The sequence below is a fragment of the Gallaecimonas mangrovi genome (genome assembly GCF_003367375.1).
Lineage (GTDB): Bacteria > Pseudomonadota > Gammaproteobacteria > Enterobacterales > Gallaecimonadaceae > Gallaecimonas > Gallaecimonas mangrovi.
The window spans coordinates 3,747,261-3,769,401 of the sequence record NZ_CP031416.1 but is presented as its reverse complement, the minus strand read 5'-3'; the positions used below and the strand labels follow the sequence as shown (position 1 = coordinate 3,769,401).

Sequence of the window (22,141 nt, the reverse complement as noted above, 5' to 3'; positions counted from 1 at the left end):
AGGAGTGTTTCGTATGTCCTTAACTAACATCCCCTTTAAACTGATTGACGGTACCAACACCAGCCTGGCCGATTTCGCTGGCAAAGTGGTGCTGATTGTTAACGTGGCCTCCAAGTGCGGCCTTACCCCGCAATATGAAGCGCTGGAGGCACTCTATGAGCAGCACCGCGGTCAGGGCTTAGTGGTTTTGGGCTTTCCCGCCAACAACTTTGGTGCCCAAGAGCCGGGCAGCAACGAAGAAATTGCCGGCTTTTGCCGCGCCACTTTTGGTGTTGAATTCCCGGTGGCGGAAAAAATCTCGGTTACCGGAGATGACATTCATCCGCTATACCAAGCCCTGCTGGTGGCCAAGCCCGAAGCGGTGAAAAATGACAACAGCGAACTGTTGGCATTGTTGAACCAGCATGGCCTGGCCCCGAAAGATGCTAATGCCATTATGTGGAACTTCGAAAAGTTTGTGGTGAACCGCCAAGGCGAGGTGGCTGGCCGTTTCGCCCCTGACATTACCGTTGATGACGCGCGCATCCAAAACCTGCTAAGCGAAGTGCTTTAAAAAAACCGGGGTTAAGGCCCCGGTTTTTCTTTGCCGCCTTTACACTACAACCTTGTTTGTCTTTGGGTGGCTTATGTTTAAACGCGCTGTTGTTGTTTGTTGTGCCTTTTTCGCTTTGCTTAGCGCCTCGGCCCATGCGGCCAAACCTGCCTGCCAAATGGTGTTTGACGCTGGCTCCAGTGGTACCCGCTTATACCTTTATCAGGCCACCGGTCACGGTTGGCGCGAGTTTGCCGGGCCAACATCACCGGCACTGGCCGACCCGGTACGCGGCATTAACGGCCAAACGGCTGACGATATTCCTAAGGTGGCCAAAGCCCTTGGCGACAGCATCAAGGCGTTTCGCCATAACGGTCCAAAAGGCAAAGAAGGCAAGCCTGCCTGGCACGGCTACGACTGGCAGCACCGCTGCGCTTTAAAATCCGTGTCGGTTTTGGCCACTGCCGGTATGCGCCTTGCCGAGCAGCAACAGCTGGGGTTAAGCCAGGTATTGTGGATGGCAGTGCGCCAGCAGGTGCAATTTGCCGTTGGCCCGAAAGTGCGCGTTAAGGCCCGTACCATCAGCGGCTTTGAAGAAGGGCTTTATGGCTGGTTGTCGCTAACGAAAGCCAAAAAGACGCTGAATATTGGCATGGTGGAAATGGGCGGCGCATCCAGCCAAGTGGCCTTTCCCTGCCTTTATTGCCGCCACGACGACGATGCCATTCGTCAGATCCAAATTGACGGTAAAACGCTGCCGTTTTACAGCTATTCCTTTTTGGGCCTGGGCCAGGATGAGGCAGCCAAGGTGTATAAATTGCCCAAGCGCTGCCAGTACGGCATTGGCGCCGTTATTCCAGGCTGGAGCCTTGAGCAATGCAGTGAGCGGCTATTGTTAACCCACGACGGCGAGCTTAAAGACCCATACAACCTTAATGACAAAGGCCGTGTCGGGCGCCGCCGAGACGTGCCGGTAGCCTTGGCACAAGTCAGCCAGTGGTACCTGACCGGTGCTTTTAATTACCTTGAAAGTGACCAGGTGCAGCGCTGCTGCCTGACAAAAGGCGCCTGCTACCACCCGCAAACTGCCTGCTTTCGCGCCGCTTATCTGCCCAAATACCTGCACGACTTACAGATCCCGGCCAGCGCCAAGCCTGCGAAAAGCAACTGGACCGAAGGGGCGATGATTTGTCAAAGCCAGCATTGCCTGGCCAAGGCCAAACCGCAGCAGTGTCGTTGGTCAAAATTTGGCTGTTTATAAAAAGGCGCCGGTTGGCGCCTTTTTATTCAAGGGGGTCTTGCAGGTCGTCACCACGCAAAATGGTGAAGTAAAGCGATGCCAATAGCACAATCGTCACAACCCCAAGCACCTCTGCTAGCAGCTGCCAAGCTGGGATAAGTAAGCCTATTACCGCCGAACCCAAAGCGCTGCCGGCGGTAATGGCGTACCAACGCCGAGGGTGCCTAAGGGTAACGGTATCGTCTTTTAAGCTTGGGTCGTTCCAATTCACTAAGGTAACGGTGATTAACGCCAGAGCGCTGATAAGGCCAAGCCAGCCGAGGTGAAAGACACTGAAAAAGCCAAAGATACAGGCCGGCCATATGCAGGTGTAGCAAAAGGTCGTTGCTTCATTGGACAAACCCCTTGAATTATTTGAAAAACTCATCGCGTTTTTTAATGGCTCAGGCCAACCCCTTTGGCCATCAGCACCGCCAGCAGCGGAATGATTAGCATCACGAGCATTTCGGTGCGGACAAGCATGATAACCACTTTTGGCAATGCCACCGTCTCGGCGCCGCTTCTGCTGGCGCGAATAAAGAACAAAGACGGCAATATCGACAGCGCCAGTATCAGTACAAACAGGGTGACTTTGAGGTGGAAAACCCAGTTCTGGCTGTAAAAAGCCGCTGGTTTGCCCACCCAGAACCAAAGGCTAATGCCGGCAATAAAGACCACCAAGGCGCTAATGCCATAAACAATGTCCAACCGGGCCAGCTTTTTTAATTGCGTTGCGGTCATGGTGGGGGAAAGCAGCATGTGTTCACACACTAGTGCCGCCATCATCACCAGCATGCCGAGAAAGTGCAGGTAACGGAAAAAAATGTCGTCCATGGGAAAACCCTATGCAATAAGCAGTTGTCACCGGTCTACTGTTTCATAAAATGAGCGTTTTCCCAATAATGAGTAACTGAAATGACTGACCAGCTGCAAATTGAGGACCTGGTAGAAGGTAGCGGTAAGGCGGCGGTGAAAGGAGCGCTGATCACCACTCAGTATCGTGGCACCCTAGAAGACGGTACCGAGTTCGATTCCAGCTACAGTCGCGGTAAAGCCTTTCAGTGTGTGATTGGCACCGGCCGGGTGATTAAAGGCTGGGACATCGGCCTGATGGGCATGAAAGTGGGCGGTAAACGCCGGCTGTTTGTGCCAGCAGAATTGGCCTATGGCGATCGACAAATTGGCCAGTACATTAAGCCCGGCTCCAACCTGCATTTTGAAATTGAGCTGTTAGAAGTGCTGACCCGAGACGACTAACCCCGGCACTGCTGGATGTGAAGGTCAACCGCATGGCGCTGGTAATGCCACCCAAAATTAACGCAGGCCAAGTGGCTTCAACCGCGTTGTTTGGTGTTAAAGCGACGCGCACTGACGAAGTGGTGTCGCTGCTGCGAGACAACGTTATTCGCTAGCCGAAAACCGGGGGAGCTCCCCCGGTTTTTTTACTCGGCCCAGGTTGTTTCGGGCAAGTCAACATAGCGCTCGGTAGCGGCCATTTTCGCAGCAAGGTCGGCCTTGTTCAGGGCCACACAATAAACCGGGCGGGCGCGTTCAAAACGCCAGCCTTCGGCCAAGGGCCCTGCATCTACCGCGTCAAAACCCATTTCATCCAGTAGCGCCACGACCTGGGCCTTGGCGGCTACGTCGTCACCGGCGATGGGCAGGGCCCGGCGATCCTTTGCGCCTTGGGGGCGGCCGTCGGTCGCCAGGTCACTGGCAATAATGGCATTAAATACCTTCACCAGCGTCGCGCCCGTTAGGTGGCCTGCAATAAGCTCGCTGGTGGTGGTGTGGTGTTTATCCAAGGCCTCAAAATGGCCGTCACGAGCGGGGTAATAGTTGTTGGCATCGAGCACAATTTTACCGCTGAGCTTGTCGGCAGGCAGTTGCGGATAATTGGCAAAAGGCAGTGCCAGCAGCACCATGTCGCCAAAGTCGCAAGCCTCTGCCACCGTGCCCACTTCAACGCCCGGGTTCATGGCTTTAAAGCTAAACAGGGTTTGCGGCCCGCGGGAATTGGCCACCATGACCTGATGGCCTGCTGCCAGGGCCAGCTTGGCTACATTCTGGCCAATAAAACCAGCGCCGATAATACCGAGTTTCATGGTTGTGTCTCCTGTCTGTCAGCGGCACCTTGCCGCTTTACCAAGAGGTTATTGCCTTACCTAAAATCGATAAATGCAGTAAGGTTTTTAATACTTACAACCAAAAGTGGTGAATAGTGGACAAGCTCAAATGCATGGAGGCCTTTGTGGCCACGGTGGAAGCCGGCTCTTTTACCGCCGCGGCCCAGCAGTTGGCCATTTCCCAGCAGATGGTGGCCAAGCACGTCGCCACCTTAGAAGCGCACCTTAAGGCAAGCTTGCTGCAACGTACCACCCGCAGCCAAAAGCTCACCGCCGTTGGCAGCCAGTACTTTCAGCGCTGCAAACAAATCTTGGCTGACATGCAGGTGGCCGATGCCCTGCCGCAAATGCTGGACCAAGAGCCGCAAGGCAGCCTGCGCCTAAGCTCAGCCAAGACCTTTGGCACCTTCAGCCTGATGCCCTTTGTTAGCCATTTTTTGGACAAGTACCCGAAAATTGAGCTGGAGCTTAACCTGGCCGACCATCGTGTGAATTTGCTGGAAGAAAGTGTCGATGGCGCCTTTCGTATTGGCCCGGTAGATGACGACTCGCTGATCGCCCGGGCGCTGCCGCCCTTTACCTTGCTGCTGTGCGCTTCCCCCGATTATGTGGCGCGCTTTGGTAAACCGGCTCACCCTCGCGACCTTGAACGCCACCAATGCCTGGATTACTGCTTTGCCACGCCGGGGGTGCGCAACATTTGGCAGTTTGATGACGCCCAAGGTCAGCGTTGGCAGGTAAAAGCGCAGTCGCGGCTGCGCATTAACGAAAGCCAGGCGCTGTTGCATGCGGCGCTGGCCGGGCAAGGGTTAACCTTGGCGCCAGAGGTGATGGTGAAAAAACACATCGCCAGCGGCGCGCTGCTTGAGGTTATGCCGGACTTTAGTGGCCCGTCGCGGCCATTGCATTTTGTGTATCGCCAAGACCGCTATCGCACCACCGTAATGCGGACCCTGATTGATGAAGTGATGGCCTGGTACGGCGAGGCAGTGCAATGAGCGTTCTGTTATTGGCCTATTCACTGCTGATGCTGCTGGCTGGTATCAGCCGCGACAAACGGCTTTATTACGGGCTGCCGGTGGCGCTATTAATACTGCTGCTTATCGGGCCTTTTTCCTGGCACTTTGTCGCCATCGCCCTTGGTTACGTTGCCCTTAGTGCCTGGATGCAGCAAAAGCGCGGCCCTGATTGGCTTATTTGGCCGCAACGGCTGCTGTGGTTTGTGGTGAGCTACGGGCTTTTTAGTCACCATTTGCCTGGTTATCACGGCCTTGAGTTAGCCCAGCAATGGGTGGTGAAACCGGGCAGTGTGCCGGTCAATCTCTATCTCAATGTCGATAAGGTGTTGGTGGCGTGGTCGTTGCTGGGGTGGTGCCCGCTTTTTAGGCCTCATTTTACCCGGCCCTGGCCGCTGTCAGCTTACTGGGCGGCCTTACTGGTACCGGTGGGGATTGGCCTTTTAATGTGGCTGGCAATTGCGCTTGGGTTAGTGGCTTGGCAACCGGGGCTTACGCCTTGGTTGCCGCTGTTGGCGGTATCGAATTTACTCAATACCTGTGTCGCAGAAGAGCTGCTGTTTCGTGGAATTTTGCTGCCTTGGCTGCACGATAAAAGCGGGCCGGTAGCGGCGCTTTTGCTAAGCAGCCTGCTGTTTGGTGTGGCTCATCTGGCCGGAGGCGGGCTTTATGTGCTGCTCGCATCCCTGGCCGGCGTGCTTTACGGGTTAATGGTACAGCTCACGGGCCGCTTGGCGCCGGCGGTGTTTTGCCACTGGGCGCTTAATATGACGCAGCTATTATTGCTGACTTGGCCGATGAGCCGCTAAGGCCGCTGTTAAATCTCTTCGTGGCTACGACTTTTGCCAAACAAGCGCATGCGGCTTTTGGAGGGCGGTGGCTGCCAGTCCTTGATGTCGTGGCTAAAGGCAATGGCACTTTGCTGGTGGATAAGCTCACGCCGATAGCGAAGTTCATACATAAAGACGATTAAGGCTGACGAAAGTAAAAACAGCGAGTAGAAAAACGGCACGCTTTTTAGATGCCTTAAACACATTAACCAGTAGCCGCCAGGTGGCACCCAGTACAGCGGCAAGGTACCCATTACGGCGATCAAAAATGACCACAGCAGCAGCCAAAGGAAAATTTTAACCAGGGAGCCGGTTTCTTCCAGCGGTTTGTTTTTACTCACGAAAACCCAAAACACCGCGATGGCCAAGGTCATACCTGCGACGGTGGTGGAATTGGTTTCAACGTAGGGATAAAGCTGCAGTTCGGTTTGGTAGTCAATGTGGGGCGCAAAGGCACCTAAAACGATATTGGCGATAAATACAAACTGGGCACCCCAAAAAGGAATATGCAGGTATCGCAGTTTGTTGAGTAGCGGCAGCCCTACCAAGGCGTGCCAGAGCAAATACCAGCCAATCAGGCCCAAGCTATAGATGGTTATGGCAATGTAAGCGGCCGGGTCCATGTGCCACCTCGAGAATGGAATAAGTGCTAGCAGCTAAGAACATCGCTGCTAAGGCGTCAAGGATGGTGGCGGGGGAATGGGAGCTACGTCTTATCTGCCGTGGCGCTGGTAAACACCGTTGGCGGCAAAAGCGATACTGGCCAGCGCGAAAAGGGCGGCCGGGGTCCAGAAGGCCATTTGCTTATCTACCACAGCGGCAACGCCGTAGGCCACGGCCACCAAGCCAAAAAGAAAAGCACTGAGAAACGTTTGTGGCATACCAAGCTCCCTTCTACCTCGCTTTATCTTGGCTAATGACCGGCGTTTAAGTGAGTTTTAACGCCTTGTTGTTCAGCTAGATAACGATAACTGCCAGTAACCGACCGACAGCCACTGCCCCTGTTTATAGCCAATGTTGTTAAGCTGTGCGACCTTGGTAAAGCCCAGCTTCTCGTGCAGGGCCACACTGGCGGCGTTGGGTAGGGAAATACCGCCAAGTACGTTACGGACCTCGGTTTCTTTTAGCGCCTCGATAACAGCCAGGTAGAGCCCTTTGCCAAGGCCCTGGCCAACCTCGCCTTGTTTGACATAAACGGTACTTTCGACACTAAAGCGGTAAGCACTGCGCTCTTTCCACGGGGTGGCGTAGCTGTAACCGAGCACCTGGTTGTGCTGGCATGCCACCAGCCACGGCAAACCGCCCCCTTGCACCTTGGCAATGCGTTTGGCCATCTCCTCGCCGCTAACCGGTGTTTCCTCAAAGGAAACGCCGGTATTGAGGATGTAGTGGTTATAGATATCAGCTATCGCGTTGGCGTCATCTGCCTGTGCTGGGCGAATTTGCATCTTTACTCCGGTTTGCTGTTTGGCCTTTTTTAAAGCAGGAACCGCAACACCAATAAGCTATAGTTGCTAGCTTTACGGCCTACTAAAACAACCTTATGTCTAAAGCTGCTGCACCTGAACTGATCCTCGATGTGACCTTCCGTATTGAGCCTGGCTGTCTTGGCCCAGATGGCCTTAGCCACATTGAAGATTTTTGTCAGCTCGCACAGCAGCATTTTGACCGCTTGGCCAGGCGTTACCTGCGTTGGGACATTATTCCCCGTTACGATAAGGCCTTGCCAGAGATGCAGTATTCCTTAAATGGGCGGGCAATTTCACGGGATAAAGTCGAAAAGGTGCTGAATTTACATCAGCAAACGGTCGATGGCCTGGAAGAAAAGGTTAACCAGCTGCTCGACACCATGATCAATCTCTATTTCGAGCGCAATTGAGGGCCGTTGGCAAGGCCGTCGCGGGTTGTCATGCGCAGCCAAAAGAGCTCCTGGCATTTGTTTGAAAAGGCCTTCTGCCGGGGGCTGACCTCAACACCTTTGGGTGTGCTTATCACCTGATAGTCAATCCAGCATTCGGGGCAGGCCTGGGCGCTGTCTGCTGGGTTTTGTTCCATTTCAAAGCGGCGACGCACCACCACCCCATCACTGAAGGTGTAAAGGCCTTCCTGGCTAACGACTTCAAGGCCAGCCTCTTGATAACGGTTATCGGTTAGGGTGCGCTGGCTGATGGTGGCGTCGCTTACTGCGGCATTAATAGCGGCAATGTAGCGATGTAAGGCGTGCATGGCGTTGCCCTTCCTGTTTGCAGGGCCTGATACTAACACGGCCGCCGTTTAAGGCGGCCGCATGGCAAGCGATTGGCGCTATCGCCTTTAATTGGGGGTTTCACCCAGGGCGTCAGGCGCCTGCATTTCCGCCATTACCCATTCTTTAAAGGCTTTCATGCCCGTGGTTAACGGCCGGTTTTTACGATAAACCAGATAAAAGGCCTTTAAGGTGTCGAGCTTGATATCAAAGGGTACGACCAAGCGGCCAGACTCGATTTCCCGCGACGTTAAGGTGCTGTCGGCCAGGGCAACCCCCAGGCCCTCTTGGGCGGCGGCGGTAGCCAACTGGCCACTGGAAATTTGCATACTGCCCTTGGGTTTTAGGTTGGGTACACCGGCCTGCTTTAGCCAGTTCTCCCATTCATACTTGCGTTTGGAGACATAAATAATGGTGTGGTTACGCAAGTCTTCGGGTTTATCCAGTGGCAAGCGGCTAGTGGCCAGCTTGGGGCTACACACCGGCATCAGCATCACCTTGCGTAAAAAGTGGATCTCGATGTCTTCCCACTCGCCGTTGCCAAAATACACGGCCATATCAGTGCTAGCGCGGTTAAAGTCAATGAGGCCCATAGAGGCGTTGATTTGCAGTTCCACGTCCGGGTACTGCTCTTGAAAGCGCGCCATGCGCGGCATTAACCAACGAATTAAAAAGTTGGGCGCCACACTGATTTGCACCACGTTGTTTTCCTGGCTGGTCGCCAGGCGCTGGGTGGCGGCTTCTATTTCGTCCAGGGCGTGTTTAATCGAGGTTAAATACTGTTCACCGGCGGCGGTTAACTCCACTCTGCGCTTATTACGGCTGAACAGTGACACCCCCAAATATTCTTCAAGGGTTTTAATTTGGTGACTGACCGCCGAGGCTGTGACGAAAAGTTCTTCAGCAGCGGCAGCAAAACTGGCGTTTCTGGCGGAAGACTCGAACACTCTGAGAGCGTTTAGCGGAGGTAGACGGCGCATGAGGGATCCTGACTGCTGAATTATTCTCAGCATTTTGCTTAGAAAGCTTCGCTTTTTCAACTGGGGTGCTGCCAGTAACATTCGCCGTGTAGAAATTAACCAACTTTATTTCGACACGAGGAACAGCACCATGGACAAAACCGACATCAAACTGGACCGCTTTGGTAACGTTGACGTTGACTACTACGTCGCGCAAGCCCAGCAACTACGTCGCGAGTACCTTTCTCAATTAGGCGCCAGCATCAAGACAAAAGTTAAGGCCTTTTTCCGCGTCGAAGGCGCAAAACTGTCTGGCGGTCATCGCCACAGCGCTAGCCACTAAATTTTCCTTCCTCGTGTCGGTTGGCGGCTCCTGTCGCCAACCGAGTTGAAAATTTCTATCGATCCCTTTCCTTCTAGCAATGTCATTTGTTGCATATTGAACGCGCCAATAGGCGCGTTTTTTTTTGCAAAAAATACAGCGAAAAGCGCTGAGAACACCGGTGTATTGAAAGGCCAGTGAATTTGTTGGCAATGGATGATTTAAATCAAGCTTTGTGGGCTTTCTAGAAAACGGCTTGGACAGCCATTACGGCGTGAAATAATAATTTTATTGTTTAATAACATGTAGTTATGAATTTTTACTTTCTGCATAACGCTAAAGTGTAGCCTGCCTTTAAATTAAAATGATGAAATAAATTCAACTTTAACGTGAGAAAGGATCGCTTTTGGAAAGGGGGAAGGCGAACTACCATTTGCAGTGTAGAAATTAAGCAACTCCCCACACGAGGATGGCACCATGAACAACACTGAATTGAAACTGGACCACACCGGTAAAATCGACGTCGACTACTACGTACAGCAAGCCAAAATCGCCCGTAGCGAATTTCTGGCACAACTGGGTTCCAGCGTTAAAGCAAAAGTAAAAGGCTTCTTCCGGACAGAAATGAGCAAGCTGCACCACGGCCACCGCCGTAGCCACAGCCACTAATTTTTACTGTCCTCGTGTCGGTTGGCGAAAAACGTCGCCAACCCCCTAAAAAATTTCTATACCCCGTTTTTTCTGCTGTTTATCGCGCCTCTCACTAAGGCGCGTTTTTTTTGCCTGCAACTTTTTCACCGCCTCTTGTTAGCGAACGGATGCCAACTGACTGTCGCTCTGGCTGCCTTCCAATACCCGGCTGACTTCATTAACCGTGCGCAGCCTGCCGTCATGGCTAAAGTGCCAAAAGGCATAAACCTGGAGCCGGGCGCGGCTGCCGTCGGTTTTTAGTGCCTCTACCTCGTGTAAGGTGGCCAGCTTCCCAGGTTGCTCAAGGTGTTCGATAAAGCGCACTTTGGCGCTTTGCAGTTGGCTGCGAAGGGCGCTGGCATGGTTTAGAAAGTCATCTAAATTCAATGTTTTACCGTCCACTTTTTGTACGTAGTCCGCGCAGAAGTAGTCGGCAAGCGTGCTGATGGGCCGCTCAGGGTTGCCAAGGTCTGCCATCAGGTTGGTGACGTATTCTAAATGTGTCATTAGGGTGCTCCGTTAGGTCAATAGCACTACGGTAGCGCCTACTGCAGGTCGATATCTTCCGGTATAAAGTGAATAAATGCCGATAAAAGGACAAGGCCACCGTGCTAACAGCGCAATTTGAATGCCGCTATATCGATGAAGATTTTCGGCAAACAGCCCTGCATCAACATGCTAACGGCCAGTTGCTGGTGAATTTGTCGGCCATGGCCCGTATCGATACCTTGCACCAGCATTGGTTGCTGCCCAAAGGCAGTGCTGTGTGGTTGCCCGGTAACATGCCGCATGGGGTGCGATCCTTCGGTGCCTGCCGTGGTTACAGTGGTTACTTTCCAACAGCGATGGCCGCGCAATTACCCGGGGCTATCAAGGTGTTTCAAAGTGGCGAGCTGCTGCGCTCATTAATGAAAAAAAGTGCTGAATTTGCCGCCGGCCACCCATTGCATCAACATCTGGTGCCGCTGCTTATCAATGAAATAGACGAGGCGCTGGCGCAGCCCTTTGTATTAGAGCTGCCGACAGACAAGCGCTTACAAGAGATGGCGGCCGCACTGGTGGCCAAGGCCGAGTTACCGGTGACGGTGGAGCAGGCGGCCAAGGCACTGCACATCAGCCCCAAAACCTTACAGCGGCGCTGGCAACAAAGCTGCGGCAGTGCCTTTAAAAGCTGGCTTATTCAGCTGCGCATGTTGAAGGCGGCCGAGCTGTTGGGCCACGGCCAGTCGGTAACAGCGGTGGCGCTGGAGTTGGGTTACCAAAGCATCAGCACCTTTATTGATATTTTTAAGGCTCGCTTTGCGGTGACACCTGGGCAATACCGGCGCCAGCTGCAGGCGGCGGGCTAGCGAGCAAAAAAGTACTCGCCCAGCACTTTTTTCTGTTGGCCGTACTGGTCGGTAAGGCCAATGCCAATGCCGATGATTTTGCCTTGCGCTGTTGGCGGTTTGGCGGCTAGCGCTTGAGCAACGGTGGCTAGCGCTGGGCTTTTTTCTGCCGCCAGTAAACTCAAATGTGGCTCGAAGTTTTGAAAGACATTGGGGCTGCCATAGCGCTCAAAGGCGGCTAATTTTTCCGGGTAGGCTTTTACCCAGCCTGGTAGCGGTGGCTTGGGGCTACGCATGGGCGAGAGCGCCATGGTGGTTTCGTCGGCCAAGCGTTGCAGCGGCGCTGAATTGGCAACATCAAGAAAGGCCCAGCGGCTTTTGGTTACGCTAAAACCACTTATTTGCACCGCAAAGCTGTGCTGCTTTGCCACCAGTTTGGCAACGGCGGCTTTAATGGCTGCTTCGCTGCCTGCGGGGTAGCGGGTTAAATACAAGGTGACATGCACCGGCCGGCCCTTGGCATAAAAGCTGGTCATGCCGTTTGCTTTCAGCAGGTTACTGGTGGTTTTAACTTGGTCGATGATCGGCTGGGAAGGAATGGCGAAGACGTCAACGCTGATGTTGTCGGCCATGGCCAGTGCTGGCAGCAGTGCCAAGGCGGCCAGCCAAACTTGGTATGGTTTGAGTCGCATGTGGTAAGAGCCAAAATAACAAAAGGCCAGTGTAGCCTTGGCCGCGGGCTTATAACAGCGGTTCGTTTTCAAAGGCTTGGTGTAGAAAATCCAAAAAGGCCTGCACCCTTCTTGGCACCAGGCTTTGCCCGGGATGCACCACATAAATGTTAACGTCGTGGCGGGTAAAGTCCTGCAACACGGCTTGTAACCTGCCGGCATCAAGGTCGGCCTTCACATCCACATAGGATTTAAGCACTACCCCTACTCCCTTGGTTGCCCAGTGGCGCAACACGCCGCCGTCACTGGCGGTGCGGTTGCCTTGTACCTTGACTGAAAAGTCGCCTTCCTTGCTGGAAAAATACCAGTGCGATTGTGGCCGGCCCGGCCGGTCTAGTACCAAGCAATTGTGCTCGGCAAGTTGGTTGGGATGCCGGGGTAAGCCATGGCGTTGCCAATAGCTGGGGGCGGCGCACACCAAGCGTTGGTCGGTGAGTAAACGACGGCTTCGAAACCGCGAGTCGGCAAGGGGGCCAATGCGAATGGCCAAATCGAAGTGGCCTTCCACCAGGTCGGTTACGCCGTCGCTAAGCACTAACTCGAAGCGCAGTTGTGGGTGCTTTTCGATAAAGGCGTCAATTAATGGTGGCAGTTGGTGGCGGCCAAAATCGTTAGTGGCGGTCAGCCGAAGTGTACCGCGCAGTGGCCCGCTATCGGCGACCCGTTCAAAGCTGTCGTCAACGTCGTCCAAGATACGGCGGCAATCTGCTAAAAAGCGTTCACCTTCTGGGGTGAGGTTCATACGCCGGGTGGTACGTACCAGCAGCTGGCTGCCGGCCAGTTGCTCTAATTGCCTTAAGGCCTGGGTAATGGCCGCCGGGGCGCAGCTGCGGCTGCGGGCCACTGCCGCCATGCTGCCTTGCTCAACAATGTCGACAAAAACGCGCATTAAGTTCAGTCGGTCCATTCAGCGCTTCCCCTCGGTAATTGGTGCTTATTATTAATAAAATAATAAATAAAGCATTCAATTTTGGCACATTTATTCATTTAAATCGTAAGCATAAGATGGCCATAACCTAGTCAAAAGACGGAGATTTGTTATGGCCAATGCAACGCCAGTCAGCCATTTTCAGCGGGGCTGCGAAGCCTTAGAAGGTAAGAAACTCTTTATTCTGGGGGCCGGTTCCGGCATGGGCGCCGCTATCGCCAAAATGGCGGTAGCCAAAGGTGCGAAGGTTGCCCTTTCTGGCCGCAGTGAAGAAAAGCTCAAGCGTACTGCCAGTGAGCTGGGCGACGCGGTATTGGGCATTTACCCGCTGGATGCGGTGGATTCACAAGCGGTGGACGCTGCTTTGGCCGATAAAGCCCCCTATGACCACATTGTTACCACCGCGGCCGACCTAACCTTTAAACCCTTCGTGGAGCTGAGCGATGACGACATCGAAAAAATGCTTGGCTCAAAATTCTTTGCGCCGCTCAATATCGCTCGCGGCGCTAACCAGTATTTAAATGCCAACGGCAGTGTGCTGTTTTTCTCTGGCCTTGCCGCTTATCGCCAAGGCGAAGGCTCTTCCATTGTGGGCGCGCTTAACATGGCCCTGGAAAGCCTGGCCGCTAACCTTGCCATTGAAATGAAGCCCAAACGTTTCAACGTTATTTCCCCCGGTGTGGTGGACGCTGGCAGCTGGGACTTTTTGTCAGACGCTGACCGCCAAGCGTTATTTGACTCGGTTGCGGCAAGCCTGCCGGTTGGCCGGGTTGGCCATGTTGATGACTTGGCTCACGCCGCGATCGGCTTGATGGAAAATGGCTTTATTACCGGTACTGTGGTCAATGTTGATGGCGGCGGCCGCATTGCCTGATAGGAGGTTGCTATGCATTTTTTGATAGCTGGCGCTAGCGGTGTTACCGGCCTTGGCGCCACCGAAGTGTTGGAAGCGGCGGGCCATCAGGTTACCACCCTGTCGCGCTCGAATACCGGCCCCGGCAAGGGCCAGCACATCAGTGCGGATTTACTGAATAAGGCCAGCTTGCAAGACCAGGCTGCGGCGCTAAAAGACATCAGCCATGTCTTTTATGCGGCCTTAAAGCCCAGCCCGGATCCGCTGACCGAGGCCACCGAAAATGGCCAGATGCTGGAAAACCTGATTGAAACCTTGCTGGATATTGGCGCGCCTTTAGAACGACTGATTTTCTTGCAGGGCGGCAAAGTCTATGGCGCGCACTTAGGGGTGTATAAAACCCCGGCTCGGGAGGACGATAGCCGTCATTTCCCGCCAAACCTGTATTTCACCCAAGAAGATTATGCCCGCAGCTTGCCTGAGCGCGGCGTGGCCTGGACCGCGCTGCGCCCGGATATTGTGATTGGCCATTCGCTGGGGTCGGCCATGAATCTTGGCAACCTGATTGGGGTTTATGGCAGCTTGTGTAAAGCCATGGGCCATGCCATGCAGTTTCCGGGGCCTGCCGCCGCCTATGAGGTGTTGGTGAATATTTGCGACGCTAAATTGTTGGGCCAAGCGGTGCAATGGGCTGCCGAACAGCAGCAAGACGGCGCTTTTAATATCACCAATGGTGACCAATTCCGCTGGAAGCATGTGTGGCCGAAACTGGCTGCCTGGTTTGGGGTTGATGCCGGCGAACCGCAGCCTATTTCCCTGGATTTACGGTTAGACAAAGCCTGCCGTGAACCATGGGAAAAGCTGGCCGCCGAGCAGCATCTTAAAGAGCCGGTGATAAGCCGATTAGGCCCAGGTGGCTTTGGTGACTTTATCTTTCATGTACAAACCGATGCGGTATTTGATGTCACCAAAGCGCGCCAGGCAGGCTTTGACGCCATGACGTTACATTCTGACCAATGCTTGCTCGACCACTTAGATGCCATGGTGGCAAAGGGCCTGATCCCCAAGCCTTAACCGCCATTAAGCCATAAAAAAAGCCAACCTTTGGGTTGGCTTTTTTCTTTGCAGCTGCGGCTTATTTATAAAATTTGCCGTACAGCTTCAGCATTGACTGGTAATAGCCTTGCGGCGATTTCGCCACTTCGCTTTTAAAGGCAGCAAACACCTTGTCGTATTCAGGCTGGCCATAGCGCTGGGTGTAAATGCCCGCTTTTAAAAACTCGCTGGCGGCAATCATCCAATCGTTAGAGCCCTGCGGCAGTTGCAGCCCTTTTTCCAAATAAGGAATGGCGGTGACATGGCGATTGGTCTGGTTATACAGCATGCCCATCATGATGTTGGCGCGGCCAAAGTCTGGGTCGGCTTGGATGGCGTAGCGATAAGCGGCTTCAGCACGCATGGCTAAATGTTTGGTGCCATTGGTTAAGTCGTTGTAGCTGCGGTTAGGGAGGGTTAAACCCGGCTGCAACGCCAAGTGCAGGGCGCGGCCATAGTTGTATACGGCGCTGGCATCGGTGCTGCCTTTTACCAAGGCTTGGCGTTTTGCCTCGGCCTTTTTCAAGGCGTTAGGGTCAAGCTCGTGGCTTTGTTCACTTTCTTTTACCCAACCATCAAACACCGTTTGGAGATGGTAAGGTTTGAAGGGGGCTTGGGCGTAGGCCAGGCTTGAACCAAAGAAGAGTGCCAATAAAAGATAACGCATTAAGCTTTTACTCCGTGTTAATGCTTGTGAGCAGTCTTTAACGGCTGATCACGTGTTGCTTCCTGGCGTTATTTTATCTCGCTAAGACGTTAAACAATATGAATCATCTATATCAATTTAGTGGCTAGCTTTAGCGTTATTGCAGCAGGTTAGTAATACCAGCGGTATTCCATCTGGTGGGCCGTGGCTTCTGCCAGTTCCTGGCCCTGCAGCATGGAAACTAGATAAAGGCTCATGTCGATACCGGCGGAAATGCCGCCAGAAGTGATGTATTTACCACTGGCCACCCAGCGTTTATCCAGCACCACGTCCAAAGCGGGGTAATCGGCCCGTAAATGCGGAATGTCTTCACTGTGGGTGGTAACAGAATGGCCATCCAGTAGCCCGGCTTCGGCCAGCAGAAAAGCGCCGGTACAAACCGAGGTAACCTTCAAGGCGGTTTTATCTACCTGGCGGATCCAGTCAATCACCTCTGGCTTTTTTACCTCGGCACTGTGTACGCCGCCAGCCACCACTAGCGCGTCTAATTTGGGGTGGTCAGTAATGGCGTAATGCGGCTTAACCCAATAGCCGCCCCTGGCATTAACCAATTCGGTACTTTGACCAATCAGAAACACATTCCAATCTTTGGCGCCAACCCGCTTGGCGGTACTAAATACTTCGAAGGGCCCGGAAAAATCGAGCACTTCGGCCTGCTCGTAAACATAAATTCCAATATTCATGGGGGATCCTTGCTGGAGGGGCCTGGCTGTCGTGCGACGCTAGTTTTTTATTCTTGTAACACGTTTTTTTATTCATGACTGTTGCAAATGCGCGTAACTGTGTAACGAGTTTTTGTAATGCGGATAAGGTCACAAGTTGTTGCTGGCACTAATAGTGCACTGCTTGTCAGGGGAGTGACACATAAGCCGGTTATGATAGAGCGGGCATCACTGCCAATATGCGTTTAGAGGTCACACTTGAATGTGATTTATGTCACAACGTCTAGCGTGTAGCAATAATGAAATTACATATAGAGAAAGGACAGCCGCCAGGGCGGCTGGGAAACTTAGATACCACCTTAATCTAATAGAGGAATTTCTTATTTAGGAGTTAGCAGAATCCAGTCCATCTTTTTGGGTCTAGTTTCACTGAAGGCAAGCATTCGCTTATTATCAGACCAATCATTGAAATATTCACAGTAATATATTTCTGGTGACTTTCTTATTAAGTATTCAACGGTAAAAAACTTCTTGGCTCTTAAAATTAAATTATCTATCGGTCTATCTTCATCATTAAACAACCAATCATGAAGTTCAATAATTATCTCCGAGTTACTAATTGATGAGAGTAGGGCCTCGTCAAAAAGTGAGAACTCTGCACCTTCTATATCGCAGAGAATTAAGCTGGGACCTTTTCTATTTAAAATTTCTCTAATTGACTGTGCGTTCGCTTCTTTATGAATTTCTAGTTTGTCTGAAATTTTATTTATTTTTCCATTTTCGTATATTACTGATCTTCCTTTTTCTGATATTTCAAAACAGCTGCATTCTTTAAAGTGCTTAGACACCAAAAGCCCCACTGGGTAGTAGCCATCTGCCGCACCAATATCTATAAAATGATCATATTTTCGACTGAGTTCGATAATTTTTTCAAGAATATGAATTTCATATTGACCGAGAAGTTTATTTAAAATGTCGTCTTTTCCCCACCAACTTTTTTCAGATATCTTCATTCCTTTGAAGGGTCCTAAGGCAACCTCTCCTTTTAACGTTGATAACGAATCTAAGAAAATTTCTTCTTTTATTAACCCTATATCTGATAAAATCCCAAGTTTTCGAAGGATTCGATTTATTATCATCGATGTTGTCCATCTCAATCCAAATTTCTTTATATATTTAGATACGTTCACTATTTTACTCATTTTATCTTCCTCTGATTAAATTTATAAAACTAGCTATCTTTAGTTGATTTAGTATATATAGAAATGTTGTTTGTAAATTAAAATTCCTTTGGTTAAAATTTAAAATAATCTGCTTTTTAATTTGTAAAGTTACAGTTCTGTTTTCTGTTAGTAGTTCAAATATGATAGACGGGTTATTGAAAACCTGCTGGGATATTTAAATGAGGGATTCAACGGTGCTGTAGATTTCAACAGTAAGCTGTAAGCGTGCTTATTAAGTTTACATCCCGGATTCCATGGTATTTATTTATAATGTAGTATCTCAATTGAGATATTATTCCTAGTGGGGTTTTTTAATAATTATTTTACCTGTTAGACAGTAGGTCGGATCGTCATCATTGTATGTTTTATGAAAGTCGGATGGTAAATTTTTATTTGTTGAATGGAAGCAAAAATAACGTCAATGATTTTCATTAGTTAATTTAAGATATAATTATATATCTTAAATTAACTGTGAAATGCCAATTAATCATTACCGGAAGTAATTTTTTCTAACGTGTATCTTGCTACGAAAAATTATTTCCTGATATCGTTAAATTCAATTTTTTTACAGATGCTGCGTAACTATCAGAAAAGAAAATAGTTATTTGGGAGATGGCGGTCGTTATTGAAGGACTGACTTTCACCTGTAAGCTGATAATGAAAGTGTGAGCAGTCAATAATGCATATTATTTTTATTCCTGCTTGAGGGACAATATTAGTAGTCTTAATGAAAGCCCTATCGAAGCTTTTAAATATCGCCAAAGGCAGTAAACGCTTAGTGGCACTTTATTTATGCTATTAATTGGCCGCTTTGTCGTCTTGAGTTACCGGCGGCAAACCGCTGCCCGTGTTTTGTAATAGAGGGAATACATGTGCTGAAAGGAATCACTACCGTCGCTGCGCTCGCCCTGGTGGGCTGCACGGCGATGCCCACCGACACGCCGCCGCCTTGGCAAAGCCGCAGTACCTATTATGTATTATCCGGCAGGCAAGGCTGGATGCCGGGGCGCCACCTCAGCTTTGGCCCTTATCGGGTCGATGTTGATAGCAGCGGCCACTTTAATTTTTTGGATAATATGCTGTTAAACGCCAGGCACCAAAGCGTTGCGCTACAGCTGACAGACGCTCAAGGCGGTGATGCGCGTTTTCTTTACCAGCAACGGTGCGATGGCCACCACGGCTCAGTGACCTTTGTTGAGGCCAATAAATTTGCTGCGCGAATCGACGTTCAGGGCCTGCAAAGTACCTCTTCGGACCCATACCATTTCACCGTCGGTGGCCATCAGTATCATCTGGCCTATGGCCCATCGAACTGGCCTGTGGTTGTGAGTATCAGCCAGGATGGCCATGCCTTTGCGGAACTGCACCTCGGTGCTTACGGCGGCTCGATGCGGGCCGAAGACCACATTTGGCTGATTAAAGGCTTAGACAAAACCGACACACTTATTGGCGCCTTGCTGGTCAGTTATGCCGCCAGTTATCGGCCTGATTACTGCGACACCGATACCGATAAAACCTAAGCGGTGCTTGGTAAAGCCAGCTGCTGCCTTATGGGGTTTTATCGTAAAGCGAGCACTGCCTATATATTGACGACAGCAGCGCCCGAAAACGGCTGTTAACAGCCCGTTCTTCATGCTTGTCAATGCGGTGGCCGTTACTTTGGCAAAGCACGAGATCGCCAATGCTACCCATGCCACCAAACATCCTTAATACCTTGGCCGCACTGGCACTGCTGTGCGCGGTGGGAAGTCGCCAGTGCTTTTCGCCATGTGTTTTTAAAAGCAGGTTTAATGCCGCTATATCGCTGTTTAAACTCATCGCTCCACTCTTTGATAATTACGCTTCTAAAGCGATACAGGTTTGCCTGTTGCCATAGCGATTGCCGCCAATAGTCTTGATTGTATCGCCGGCAGGGCGCTGCCAGCGTAACCCGGCTTTGGTCATTTTCTTAAGGTAGGCATCGCTTGCAAGTCGCCACTGAGTACCCAGGACAGCCCGCTTTTTAAAGCCGTGCTGTAGGTGTTGCCCCTCGGCCAAGCCGCCAAAACTGCCGATAGGTTGGCAACTATCATGCATCTTCGTATTGCCCGGTTAGCGATAGTGGCGTTTAAACGCGTTCGAGCTTTTCAAAAGGCGGCTTGGGCATTAGCAGGGTTATGTCATCGCCTTTGTTGACGTTACCCCCCGCCTTCACAATGGCCATAACACCGGCTTTGCGAAGCACATTTCCGCTATCGTCTTTACCCAACACCGCAGCCAGCAAGCCTTTTTGGTAGTTTTCGATTTGTGGGCAGGGGTTACGCAGACCGGTTATTTCAATGGCGGCGCCAATGGGGAAGGTTAAAACCGCACCTTTCGGCAACGCCAGCAGGTTAATACCGGCGGTAGTCATGTTTTCACCTAATGCCGCAGGTGCTACGGCGAAGCCTTGGTCTTGTAATTCCTCAAAAAGCTCTGCCTGTATTAAATGCACCTGCCGCAAATTTGGCTGACTGGGGTCTACTTTCACTCTTGAGCGATGCTTAACCGTTGTACCCCGGTGTGCATCCCCTTCAATACCCTCTCCAGCGATAAGGCGTATGGTGTCAACGGGCGACTTTGAAAAGTGATGTTCCTGGCTTCGACTTACCGATATAACCTTGGGCAAATGTTTCTCCTTAAAAGCCATGTGATGCGTCCCAATAAAATCGGTGCGGTATTATTGTCAGGCGCGGTAGCTGTCGGTGTCTAAAGTGAGTTTATTCGCAGGGGAATGAGGGCAAAAGTTACTTTCTTGCGTGGCCAGGAAAGTAAGCGGGGCCGCCTCGCATCCGTGCCTCGTGCTCACTCGTTCCTTACCCCTCAGCGCTCCACTTAAAGGGGCCCCAAAAGCAGGTGGCTTCGTTACCATTTGATTTTATTGAAATATAGAAGTGGGTGTCTTATGTTGTTTTACGCTAGTTAGGACTCTCGATGCCAATGCACATACGCTGCGCCTTTTGTAGTTTGGAGCAAAAGCACTGCCCCCGCGCAACCTGGGCATGCGCCTTCCACCTCAAAGGCTTTCTCTACTTCCTTTTCTTTCGGTAGTGGCATTTGTTTTTTTACTCTGTCGAGGTCAGAGCGTGCGATCTGTAACATTTCTTCAGCCGTGTTAGAACCAACCATTTTGAGCTTGGCTTTGCTCAGGTCCAGAACTGAGTCCGCGTGCACGCATGCAGCCCAAAAGTGAACTGGTTTTGGGCTGGCCGATGCACAAGCTAGGCGCACAAATCCAATGGGCACGTCAGAGCAGGAAGTATCTTCTTCGTTCGTCTCACAGGGACCGCACTCAACATCATAATAGTGTCCAACTAAGATCTCTTGAACATCCTCTGGAATAATCATCCACCCGTTGATGTTCACCCGATAAAACGGACACGCAGTTGTTATTAAGCGGCTTGCTCGTACTGTATCGGTGATACGTAATCGAGGCTACTGTGTAGCCGCACCTTGTTGTAAAAATGCTGGATGTAATGGCCTACCTGTTGGCGCAGTGACGCCACCGTACCGAAGTGATTGTCGTGTATCAGTTCGGCTTTGAGCGTCTTAAAGAACGACTCCACTTCTGCATTATCCGTGCATTGCCCTGGGCGGTTCATGCTATGGCGAATACCATATCGATTGAGCCATTTCTGCATCACTTTCGCCCGGAATTCAATGCCCCTGTCGGTGTGCAGTATCAATCCTGGCTTGGGCTTACGCTGCTTGATGGCTTTATAAAGCGCGACCGTGCTCAGTTCGGCGTTGAGCTTTTCATGCAGCGCCCAGCCGATGATTTTCCGTGACCACAGGTCCACGATAACCGCTAAAAACACATGGCGGCGGCCAAAGCGGATGTAGGTAACATCACTGGACCACTGCTGGTTTGGGCCGCTCGCTTTGGGGATAGCCAGGCGATGGTTCGGCAGCACTTTCAGTTCTGCACGGCGCTTGTTCATCCGCCGGTAAACCCGCTCCACACGGGCTTTTAGCCCCGCTTCACGCATCAGCCTTGCCACCCGTTTAGCGCCAACCCGAATACCCTCCAAGCGCAAGGCACGATGGATTTTCGGGCTGCCATAGCGTTGCTTTGCCTTCTCAAATAGGCGGCGGATAGCCGTTAGCAAAGCGTCGTCTTGTTGCTGACGTTGGCTTGGTTGGCGCTTGAGCCAGTCGTAGTAGCCACTGCGCGAGACCTTCAGCCTGGCACACAGCGCTTTTACCGGGATTTGCCCTTGCTGGCGTTGGATGAAGCGATACCGCTGCGTTGTTCCTCCGCCTGGAAACGTTGCCACTTTTTTAGGATGTCGTTCTCCATCTCCAGCTCGGCAATGCGCTTCTTGAGCTGTTTCACTTCATCCTGCTCTTTGAGCTTGCCTTCGGGCTTCGGGGTCTTGCTGGCCATGCCGTACTTACCTTCACGGGATTCTTTGCGCCAACGAGACAACATGAAGGGGTGAATGTCCAGCGCCTCGGCCACTTCCTTGACGCTGCGGTGTGGCTCATGGCTCCACTGCACGGCCTTCTTCTTGAACTCAAGGCTGTACTGCTGGGTACGTTTTCCGGTCTTGTAAGCGGGCATCAATGACCTCTTTGTCAGTTATTGATGCGTGTCC

At 51.6% G+C, this 22,141-nt stretch carries 31 protein-coding genes; 13 read left to right on the top strand and 18 right to left on the bottom strand.

What is annotated here, in order from left to right:
* Positions 1-13 precede the first annotated feature (13 nt).
* Together DW350_RS17950 and DW350_RS17945 are read left to right on the top strand one after the other, a co-directional pair.
* Positions 14-553, top strand: a complete 540-nt coding sequence (locus tag DW350_RS17950) for a glutathione peroxidase (protein WP_115720251.1) — start codon at positions 14-16, stop codon at positions 551-553.
* A gap of 73 nt (positions 554-626) precedes the next feature.
* Positions 627-1,793: a nucleoside phosphatase gene (locus DW350_RS17945; protein WP_115720250.1), complete on the top strand. Its 1,167-nt coding sequence runs from the start codon at positions 627-629 to the stop codon at positions 1,791-1,793.
* A gap of 22 nt (positions 1,794-1,815) precedes the next feature.
* Here DW350_RS17945 and DW350_RS17940 read toward each other — a convergent pair whose 3' ends face one another.
* Both DW350_RS17940 and DW350_RS17935 read right to left on the bottom strand, forming a co-directional pair.
* Complete coding sequence (locus DW350_RS17940; protein ID WP_115720249.1) at positions 1,816-2,199, bottom strand: hypothetical protein; 384 nt, start codon at positions 2,197-2,199, stop codon at positions 1,816-1,818.
* 8 nt (positions 2,200-2,207) lie between these two features.
* Positions 2,208-2,645, bottom strand: coding sequence for a DUF2214 family protein (locus DW350_RS17935; protein ID WP_115720248.1), 438 nt, complete (start codon positions 2,643-2,645; stop codon positions 2,208-2,210).
* Between the two features lie 81 nt (positions 2,646-2,726).
* Between DW350_RS17935 and DW350_RS17930 the strand changes: the two genes are divergently transcribed.
* Together DW350_RS17930 and DW350_RS19725 are read left to right on the top strand one after the other, a co-directional pair.
* Positions 2,727-3,068, top strand: a complete 342-nt coding sequence (locus tag DW350_RS17930) for an FKBP-type peptidyl-prolyl cis-trans isomerase (protein ID WP_115720247.1) — start codon at positions 2,727-2,729, stop codon at positions 3,066-3,068.
* Between the two features lie 32 nt (positions 3,069-3,100).
* Positions 3,101-3,223 (top strand): hypothetical protein, encoded by a 123-nt coding sequence (locus DW350_RS19725; RefSeq protein ID WP_264296813.1) that lies wholly within the window; start codon positions 3,101-3,103, stop codon positions 3,221-3,223.
* A gap of 30 nt (positions 3,224-3,253) precedes the next feature.
* Here the strand turns inward: DW350_RS19725 and DW350_RS17925 are convergent, their stop codons facing one another.
* On the bottom strand, positions 3,254-3,916 hold the full coding sequence (locus DW350_RS17925; RefSeq protein ID WP_115720246.1) for an NADPH-dependent F420 reductase: 663 nt from the start codon (positions 3,914-3,916) through the stop codon (positions 3,254-3,256).
* A gap of 146 nt (positions 3,917-4,062) precedes the next feature.
* Here DW350_RS17925 and DW350_RS17920 point away from each other — a divergent pair, with 146 nt between their 5' ends.
* Both DW350_RS17920 and DW350_RS17915 read left to right on the top strand, forming a co-directional pair.
* A complete protein-coding gene (locus tag DW350_RS17920) occupies positions 4,063-4,935 on the top strand; it encodes a LysR family transcriptional regulator (RefSeq protein WP_264296812.1) in 873 nt (290 codons plus the stop codon).
* Complete coding sequence (locus DW350_RS17915) at positions 4,932-5,762, top strand: CPBP family intramembrane glutamic endopeptidase (RefSeq protein ID WP_115720244.1); 831 nt, start codon at positions 4,932-4,934, stop codon at positions 5,760-5,762. The genes DW350_RS17920 and DW350_RS17915 overlap by 4 nt, the downstream gene beginning before the upstream one ends.
* A gap of 8 nt (positions 5,763-5,770) precedes the next feature.
* Here the strand turns inward: DW350_RS17915 and DW350_RS17910 are convergent, their stop codons facing one another.
* The 3 genes from DW350_RS17910 to DW350_RS17905 all read right to left on the bottom strand — a co-directional run bounded on the left by DW350_RS17910 (position 5,771) and on the right by DW350_RS17905 (position 7,231).
* Complete coding sequence (locus DW350_RS17910) at positions 5,771-6,406, bottom strand: hypothetical protein (RefSeq protein ID WP_115720243.1); 636 nt, start codon at positions 6,404-6,406, stop codon at positions 5,771-5,773.
* A 90-nt stretch (positions 6,407-6,496) separates the two neighbouring features.
* A complete protein-coding gene (locus DW350_RS19560) occupies positions 6,497-6,664 on the bottom strand; it encodes a hypothetical protein (RefSeq protein WP_192954735.1) in 168 nt (55 codons plus the stop codon).
* Between the two features lie 72 nt (positions 6,665-6,736).
* Complete coding sequence (locus DW350_RS17905) at positions 6,737-7,231, bottom strand: arsinothricin resistance N-acetyltransferase ArsN1 family B (RefSeq protein WP_115720242.1); 495 nt, start codon at positions 7,229-7,231, stop codon at positions 6,737-6,739.
* 95 nt (positions 7,232-7,326) lie between these two features.
* On the opposite strand from DW350_RS17905, the gene DW350_RS17900 reads away from it, so the two are divergent.
* Positions 7,327-7,662: a hypothetical protein gene (locus tag DW350_RS17900; RefSeq protein WP_115720241.1), complete on the top strand. Its 336-nt coding sequence runs from the start codon at positions 7,327-7,329 to the stop codon at positions 7,660-7,662.
* On the opposite strand, the gene DW350_RS17895 is transcribed toward DW350_RS17900, so the two are convergent.
* Positions 7,644-8,009, bottom strand: coding sequence for a tudor domain-containing protein (locus tag DW350_RS17895; RefSeq protein WP_115720240.1), 366 nt, complete (start codon positions 8,007-8,009; stop codon positions 7,644-7,646). The two genes, DW350_RS17900 and DW350_RS17895, sit on opposite strands and share 19 nt — an antisense overlap.
* 87 nt (positions 8,010-8,096) lie before the next feature.
* The gene (gene gcvA, locus DW350_RS17890) at positions 8,097-9,008 is read right to left on the bottom strand and encodes a transcriptional regulator GcvA (protein ID WP_115720239.1); all 912 of its coding nucleotides are present in this window, start codon (positions 9,006-9,008) and stop codon (positions 8,097-8,099) included.
* Positions 9,009-9,138: 130 nt separating this feature from the next.
* Here gcvA and DW350_RS17885 point away from each other — a divergent pair, with 130 nt between their 5' ends.
* Both DW350_RS17885 and DW350_RS17880 read left to right on the top strand, forming a co-directional pair.
* The gene (locus DW350_RS17885) at positions 9,139-9,330 is read left to right on the top strand and encodes an RSP_7527 family protein (RefSeq protein WP_115720238.1); all 192 of its coding nucleotides are present in this window, start codon (positions 9,139-9,141) and stop codon (positions 9,328-9,330) included.
* 456 nt (positions 9,331-9,786) lie between these two features.
* Positions 9,787-9,978 carry an RSP_7527 family protein gene (locus DW350_RS17880; RefSeq protein WP_115720237.1) on the top strand — a complete coding sequence of 64 codons (192 nt, stop codon included), beginning with the start codon at positions 9,787-9,789 and terminating at the stop codon, positions 9,976-9,978.
* Positions 9,979-10,116: 138 nt separating this feature from the next.
* Here the strand turns inward: DW350_RS17880 and DW350_RS17875 are convergent, their stop codons facing one another.
* A complete protein-coding gene (locus tag DW350_RS17875) occupies positions 10,117-10,506 on the bottom strand; it encodes a hypothetical protein (protein WP_115720236.1) in 390 nt (129 codons plus the stop codon).
* Positions 10,507-10,607: 101 nt separating this feature from the next.
* On the opposite strand from DW350_RS17875, the gene DW350_RS17870 reads away from it, so the two are divergent.
* Positions 10,608-11,348 (top strand): helix-turn-helix transcriptional regulator, encoded by a 741-nt coding sequence (locus DW350_RS17870; protein WP_115720235.1) that lies wholly within the window; start codon positions 10,608-10,610, stop codon positions 11,346-11,348.
* Here DW350_RS17870 and DW350_RS17865 read toward each other — a convergent pair.
* The gene (locus DW350_RS17865; protein ID WP_115720687.1) at positions 11,345-12,019 is read right to left on the bottom strand and encodes a 2'-5' RNA ligase family protein; all 675 of its coding nucleotides are present in this window, start codon (positions 12,017-12,019) and stop codon (positions 11,345-11,347) included. The genes DW350_RS17870 and DW350_RS17865 overlap by 4 nt on opposite strands.
* Before the next feature lie 49 nt (positions 12,020-12,068).
* The gene (locus DW350_RS17860; RefSeq protein ID WP_115720234.1) at positions 12,069-12,965 is read right to left on the bottom strand and encodes a LysR family transcriptional regulator; all 897 of its coding nucleotides are present in this window, start codon (positions 12,963-12,965) and stop codon (positions 12,069-12,071) included.
* Between the two features lie 133 nt (positions 12,966-13,098).
* Here DW350_RS17860 and DW350_RS17855 point away from each other — a divergent pair, with 133 nt between their 5' ends.
* On the top strand, positions 13,099-13,860 hold the full coding sequence (locus DW350_RS17855) for an SDR family oxidoreductase (protein WP_115720233.1): 762 nt from the start codon (positions 13,099-13,101) through the stop codon (positions 13,858-13,860).
* A 12-nt stretch (positions 13,861-13,872) separates the two neighbouring features.
* Entirely contained in the window at positions 13,873-14,913 is a 1,041-nt protein-coding gene (locus DW350_RS17850; protein ID WP_115720232.1) for an SDR family oxidoreductase, read from the top strand.
* A gap of 61 nt (positions 14,914-14,974) precedes the next feature.
* On the opposite strand, the gene DW350_RS17845 is transcribed toward DW350_RS17850, so the two are convergent.
* The 3 genes from DW350_RS17845 to DW350_RS17835 all read right to left on the bottom strand — a co-directional run bounded on the left by DW350_RS17845 (position 14,975) and on the right by DW350_RS17835 (position 17,504).
* The gene (locus tag DW350_RS17845) at positions 14,975-15,601 is read right to left on the bottom strand and encodes a tetratricopeptide repeat protein (RefSeq protein WP_115720231.1); all 627 of its coding nucleotides are present in this window, start codon (positions 15,599-15,601) and stop codon (positions 14,975-14,977) included.
* Between the two features lie 149 nt (positions 15,602-15,750).
* Positions 15,751-16,323, bottom strand: a complete 573-nt coding sequence (locus DW350_RS17840; RefSeq protein ID WP_115720230.1) for a DJ-1/PfpI family protein — start codon at positions 16,321-16,323, stop codon at positions 15,751-15,753.
* 359 nt (positions 16,324-16,682) lie between these two features.
* Positions 16,683-17,504 (bottom strand): hypothetical protein, encoded by an 822-nt coding sequence (locus DW350_RS17835; RefSeq protein ID WP_115720229.1) that lies wholly within the window; start codon positions 17,502-17,504, stop codon positions 16,683-16,685.
* Between the two features lie 893 nt (positions 17,505-18,397).
* Here DW350_RS17835 and DW350_RS17830 point away from each other — a divergent pair.
* Positions 18,398-19,045, top strand: a complete 648-nt coding sequence (locus DW350_RS17830; protein WP_115720228.1) for a hypothetical protein — start codon at positions 18,398-18,400, stop codon at positions 19,043-19,045.
* A 28-nt stretch (positions 19,046-19,073) separates the two neighbouring features.
* On the opposite strand, the gene DW350_RS17825 is transcribed toward DW350_RS17830, so the two are convergent.
* The 4 genes from DW350_RS17825 to DW350_RS17800 form a co-directional block, all read right to left on the bottom strand.
* Positions 19,074-19,343 carry a DUF6966 domain-containing protein gene (locus DW350_RS17825; protein WP_115720227.1) on the bottom strand — a complete coding sequence of 90 codons (270 nt, stop codon included), beginning with the start codon at positions 19,341-19,343 and terminating at the stop codon, positions 19,074-19,076.
* Positions 19,344-19,632: 289 nt separating this feature from the next.
* Positions 19,633-20,172, bottom strand: coding sequence for an MOSC domain-containing protein (locus DW350_RS17815; RefSeq protein WP_336406961.1), 540 nt, complete (start codon positions 20,170-20,172; stop codon positions 19,633-19,635).
* 763 nt (positions 20,173-20,935) lie between these two features.
* Complete coding sequence (locus DW350_RS17805) at positions 20,936-21,820, bottom strand: IS3 family transposase (RefSeq protein WP_115719322.1); 885 nt, start codon at positions 21,818-21,820, stop codon at positions 20,936-20,938.
* Entirely contained in the window at positions 21,745-22,107 is a 363-nt protein-coding gene (locus DW350_RS17800) for a transposase (protein ID WP_115718516.1), read from the bottom strand. Before DW350_RS17800 ends, DW350_RS17805 begins: the two co-directional genes overlap by 76 nt.
* Positions 22,108-22,141: the final 34 nt, after the last annotated feature.

What these genes read in the sequence shown, in the direction of transcription:
- DW350_RS19560 (WP_192954735.1), bottom strand. Translation starts at nt 6,664, where the DNA reads ATGCCACAAACGTTTCTCAGTGCTTTTCTTTTTGGCTTGGTGGCCGTG.
- DW350_RS17825 (WP_115720227.1), bottom strand. Translation starts at nt 19,343, where the DNA reads ATGAGTTTAAACAGCGATATAGCGGCATTAAACCTGCTTTTAAAAACA.
- DW350_RS17915 (WP_115720244.1), top strand. Translation starts at nt 4,932, where the DNA reads ATGAGCGTTCTGTTATTGGCCTATTCACTGCTGATGCTGCTGGCTGGT.
- DW350_RS17900 (WP_115720241.1), top strand. Translation starts at nt 7,327, where the DNA reads ATGTCTAAAGCTGCTGCACCTGAACTGATCCTCGATGTGACCTTCCGT.
- DW350_RS17905 (WP_115720242.1), bottom strand. Translation starts at nt 7,231, where the DNA reads ATGCAAATTCGCCCAGCACAGGCAGATGACGCCAACGCGATAGCTGAT.
- DW350_RS17930 (WP_115720247.1), top strand. Translation starts at nt 2,727, where the DNA reads ATGACTGACCAGCTGCAAATTGAGGACCTGGTAGAAGGTAGCGGTAAG.
- DW350_RS17895 (WP_115720240.1), bottom strand. Translation starts at nt 8,009, where the DNA reads ATGCACGCCTTACATCGCTACATTGCCGCTATTAATGCCGCAGTAAGC.
- DW350_RS17935 (WP_115720248.1), bottom strand. Translation starts at nt 2,645, where the DNA reads ATGGACGACATTTTTTTCCGTTACCTGCACTTTCTCGGCATGCTGGTG.
- DW350_RS17940 (WP_115720249.1), bottom strand. Translation starts at nt 2,199, where the DNA reads ATGAGTTTTTCAAATAATTCAAGGGGTTTGTCCAATGAAGCAACGACC.
- DW350_RS17855 (WP_115720233.1), top strand. Translation starts at nt 13,099, where the DNA reads ATGGCCAATGCAACGCCAGTCAGCCATTTTCAGCGGGGCTGCGAAGCC.
- DW350_RS17800 (WP_115718516.1), bottom strand. Translation starts at nt 22,107, where the DNA reads ATGCCCGCTTACAAGACCGGAAAACGTACCCAGCAGTACAGCCTTGAG.
- DW350_RS17850 (WP_115720232.1), top strand. Translation starts at nt 13,873, where the DNA reads ATGCATTTTTTGATAGCTGGCGCTAGCGGTGTTACCGGCCTTGGCGCC.
- DW350_RS17865 (WP_115720687.1), bottom strand. Translation starts at nt 12,019, where the DNA reads ATGCGACTCAAACCATACCAAGTTTGGCTGGCCGCCTTGGCACTGCTG.
- DW350_RS17925 (WP_115720246.1), bottom strand. Translation starts at nt 3,916, where the DNA reads ATGAAACTCGGTATTATCGGCGCTGGTTTTATTGGCCAGAATGTAGCC.
- DW350_RS17880 (WP_115720237.1), top strand. Translation starts at nt 9,787, where the DNA reads ATGAACAACACTGAATTGAAACTGGACCACACCGGTAAAATCGACGTC.
- DW350_RS17835 (WP_115720229.1), bottom strand. Translation starts at nt 17,504, where the DNA reads ATGAGTAAAATAGTGAACGTATCTAAATATATAAAGAAATTTGGATTG.
- DW350_RS17875 (WP_115720236.1), bottom strand. Translation starts at nt 10,506, where the DNA reads ATGACACATTTAGAATACGTCACCAACCTGATGGCAGACCTTGGCAAC.
- DW350_RS17840 (WP_115720230.1), bottom strand. Translation starts at nt 16,323, where the DNA reads ATGAATATTGGAATTTATGTTTACGAGCAGGCCGAAGTGCTCGATTTT.
- DW350_RS17885 (WP_115720238.1), top strand. Translation starts at nt 9,139, where the DNA reads ATGGACAAAACCGACATCAAACTGGACCGCTTTGGTAACGTTGACGTT.
- DW350_RS17845 (WP_115720231.1), bottom strand. Translation starts at nt 15,601, where the DNA reads ATGCGTTATCTTTTATTGGCACTCTTCTTTGGTTCAAGCCTGGCCTAC.
- DW350_RS17910 (WP_115720243.1), bottom strand. Translation starts at nt 6,406, where the DNA reads ATGGACCCGGCCGCTTACATTGCCATAACCATCTATAGCTTGGGCCTG.
- gcvA (WP_115720239.1), bottom strand. Translation starts at nt 9,008, where the DNA reads ATGCGCCGTCTACCTCCGCTAAACGCTCTCAGAGTGTTCGAGTCTTCC.
- DW350_RS17950 (WP_115720251.1), top strand. Translation starts at nt 14, where the DNA reads ATGTCCTTAACTAACATCCCCTTTAAACTGATTGACGGTACCAACACC.
- DW350_RS17945 (WP_115720250.1), top strand. Translation starts at nt 627, where the DNA reads ATGTTTAAACGCGCTGTTGTTGTTTGTTGTGCCTTTTTCGCTTTGCTT.
- DW350_RS19725 (WP_264296813.1), top strand. Translation starts at nt 3,101, where the DNA reads ATGGCGCTGGTAATGCCACCCAAAATTAACGCAGGCCAAGTGGCTTCA.
- DW350_RS17860 (WP_115720234.1), bottom strand. Translation starts at nt 12,965, where the DNA reads ATGGACCGACTGAACTTAATGCGCGTTTTTGTCGACATTGTTGAGCAA.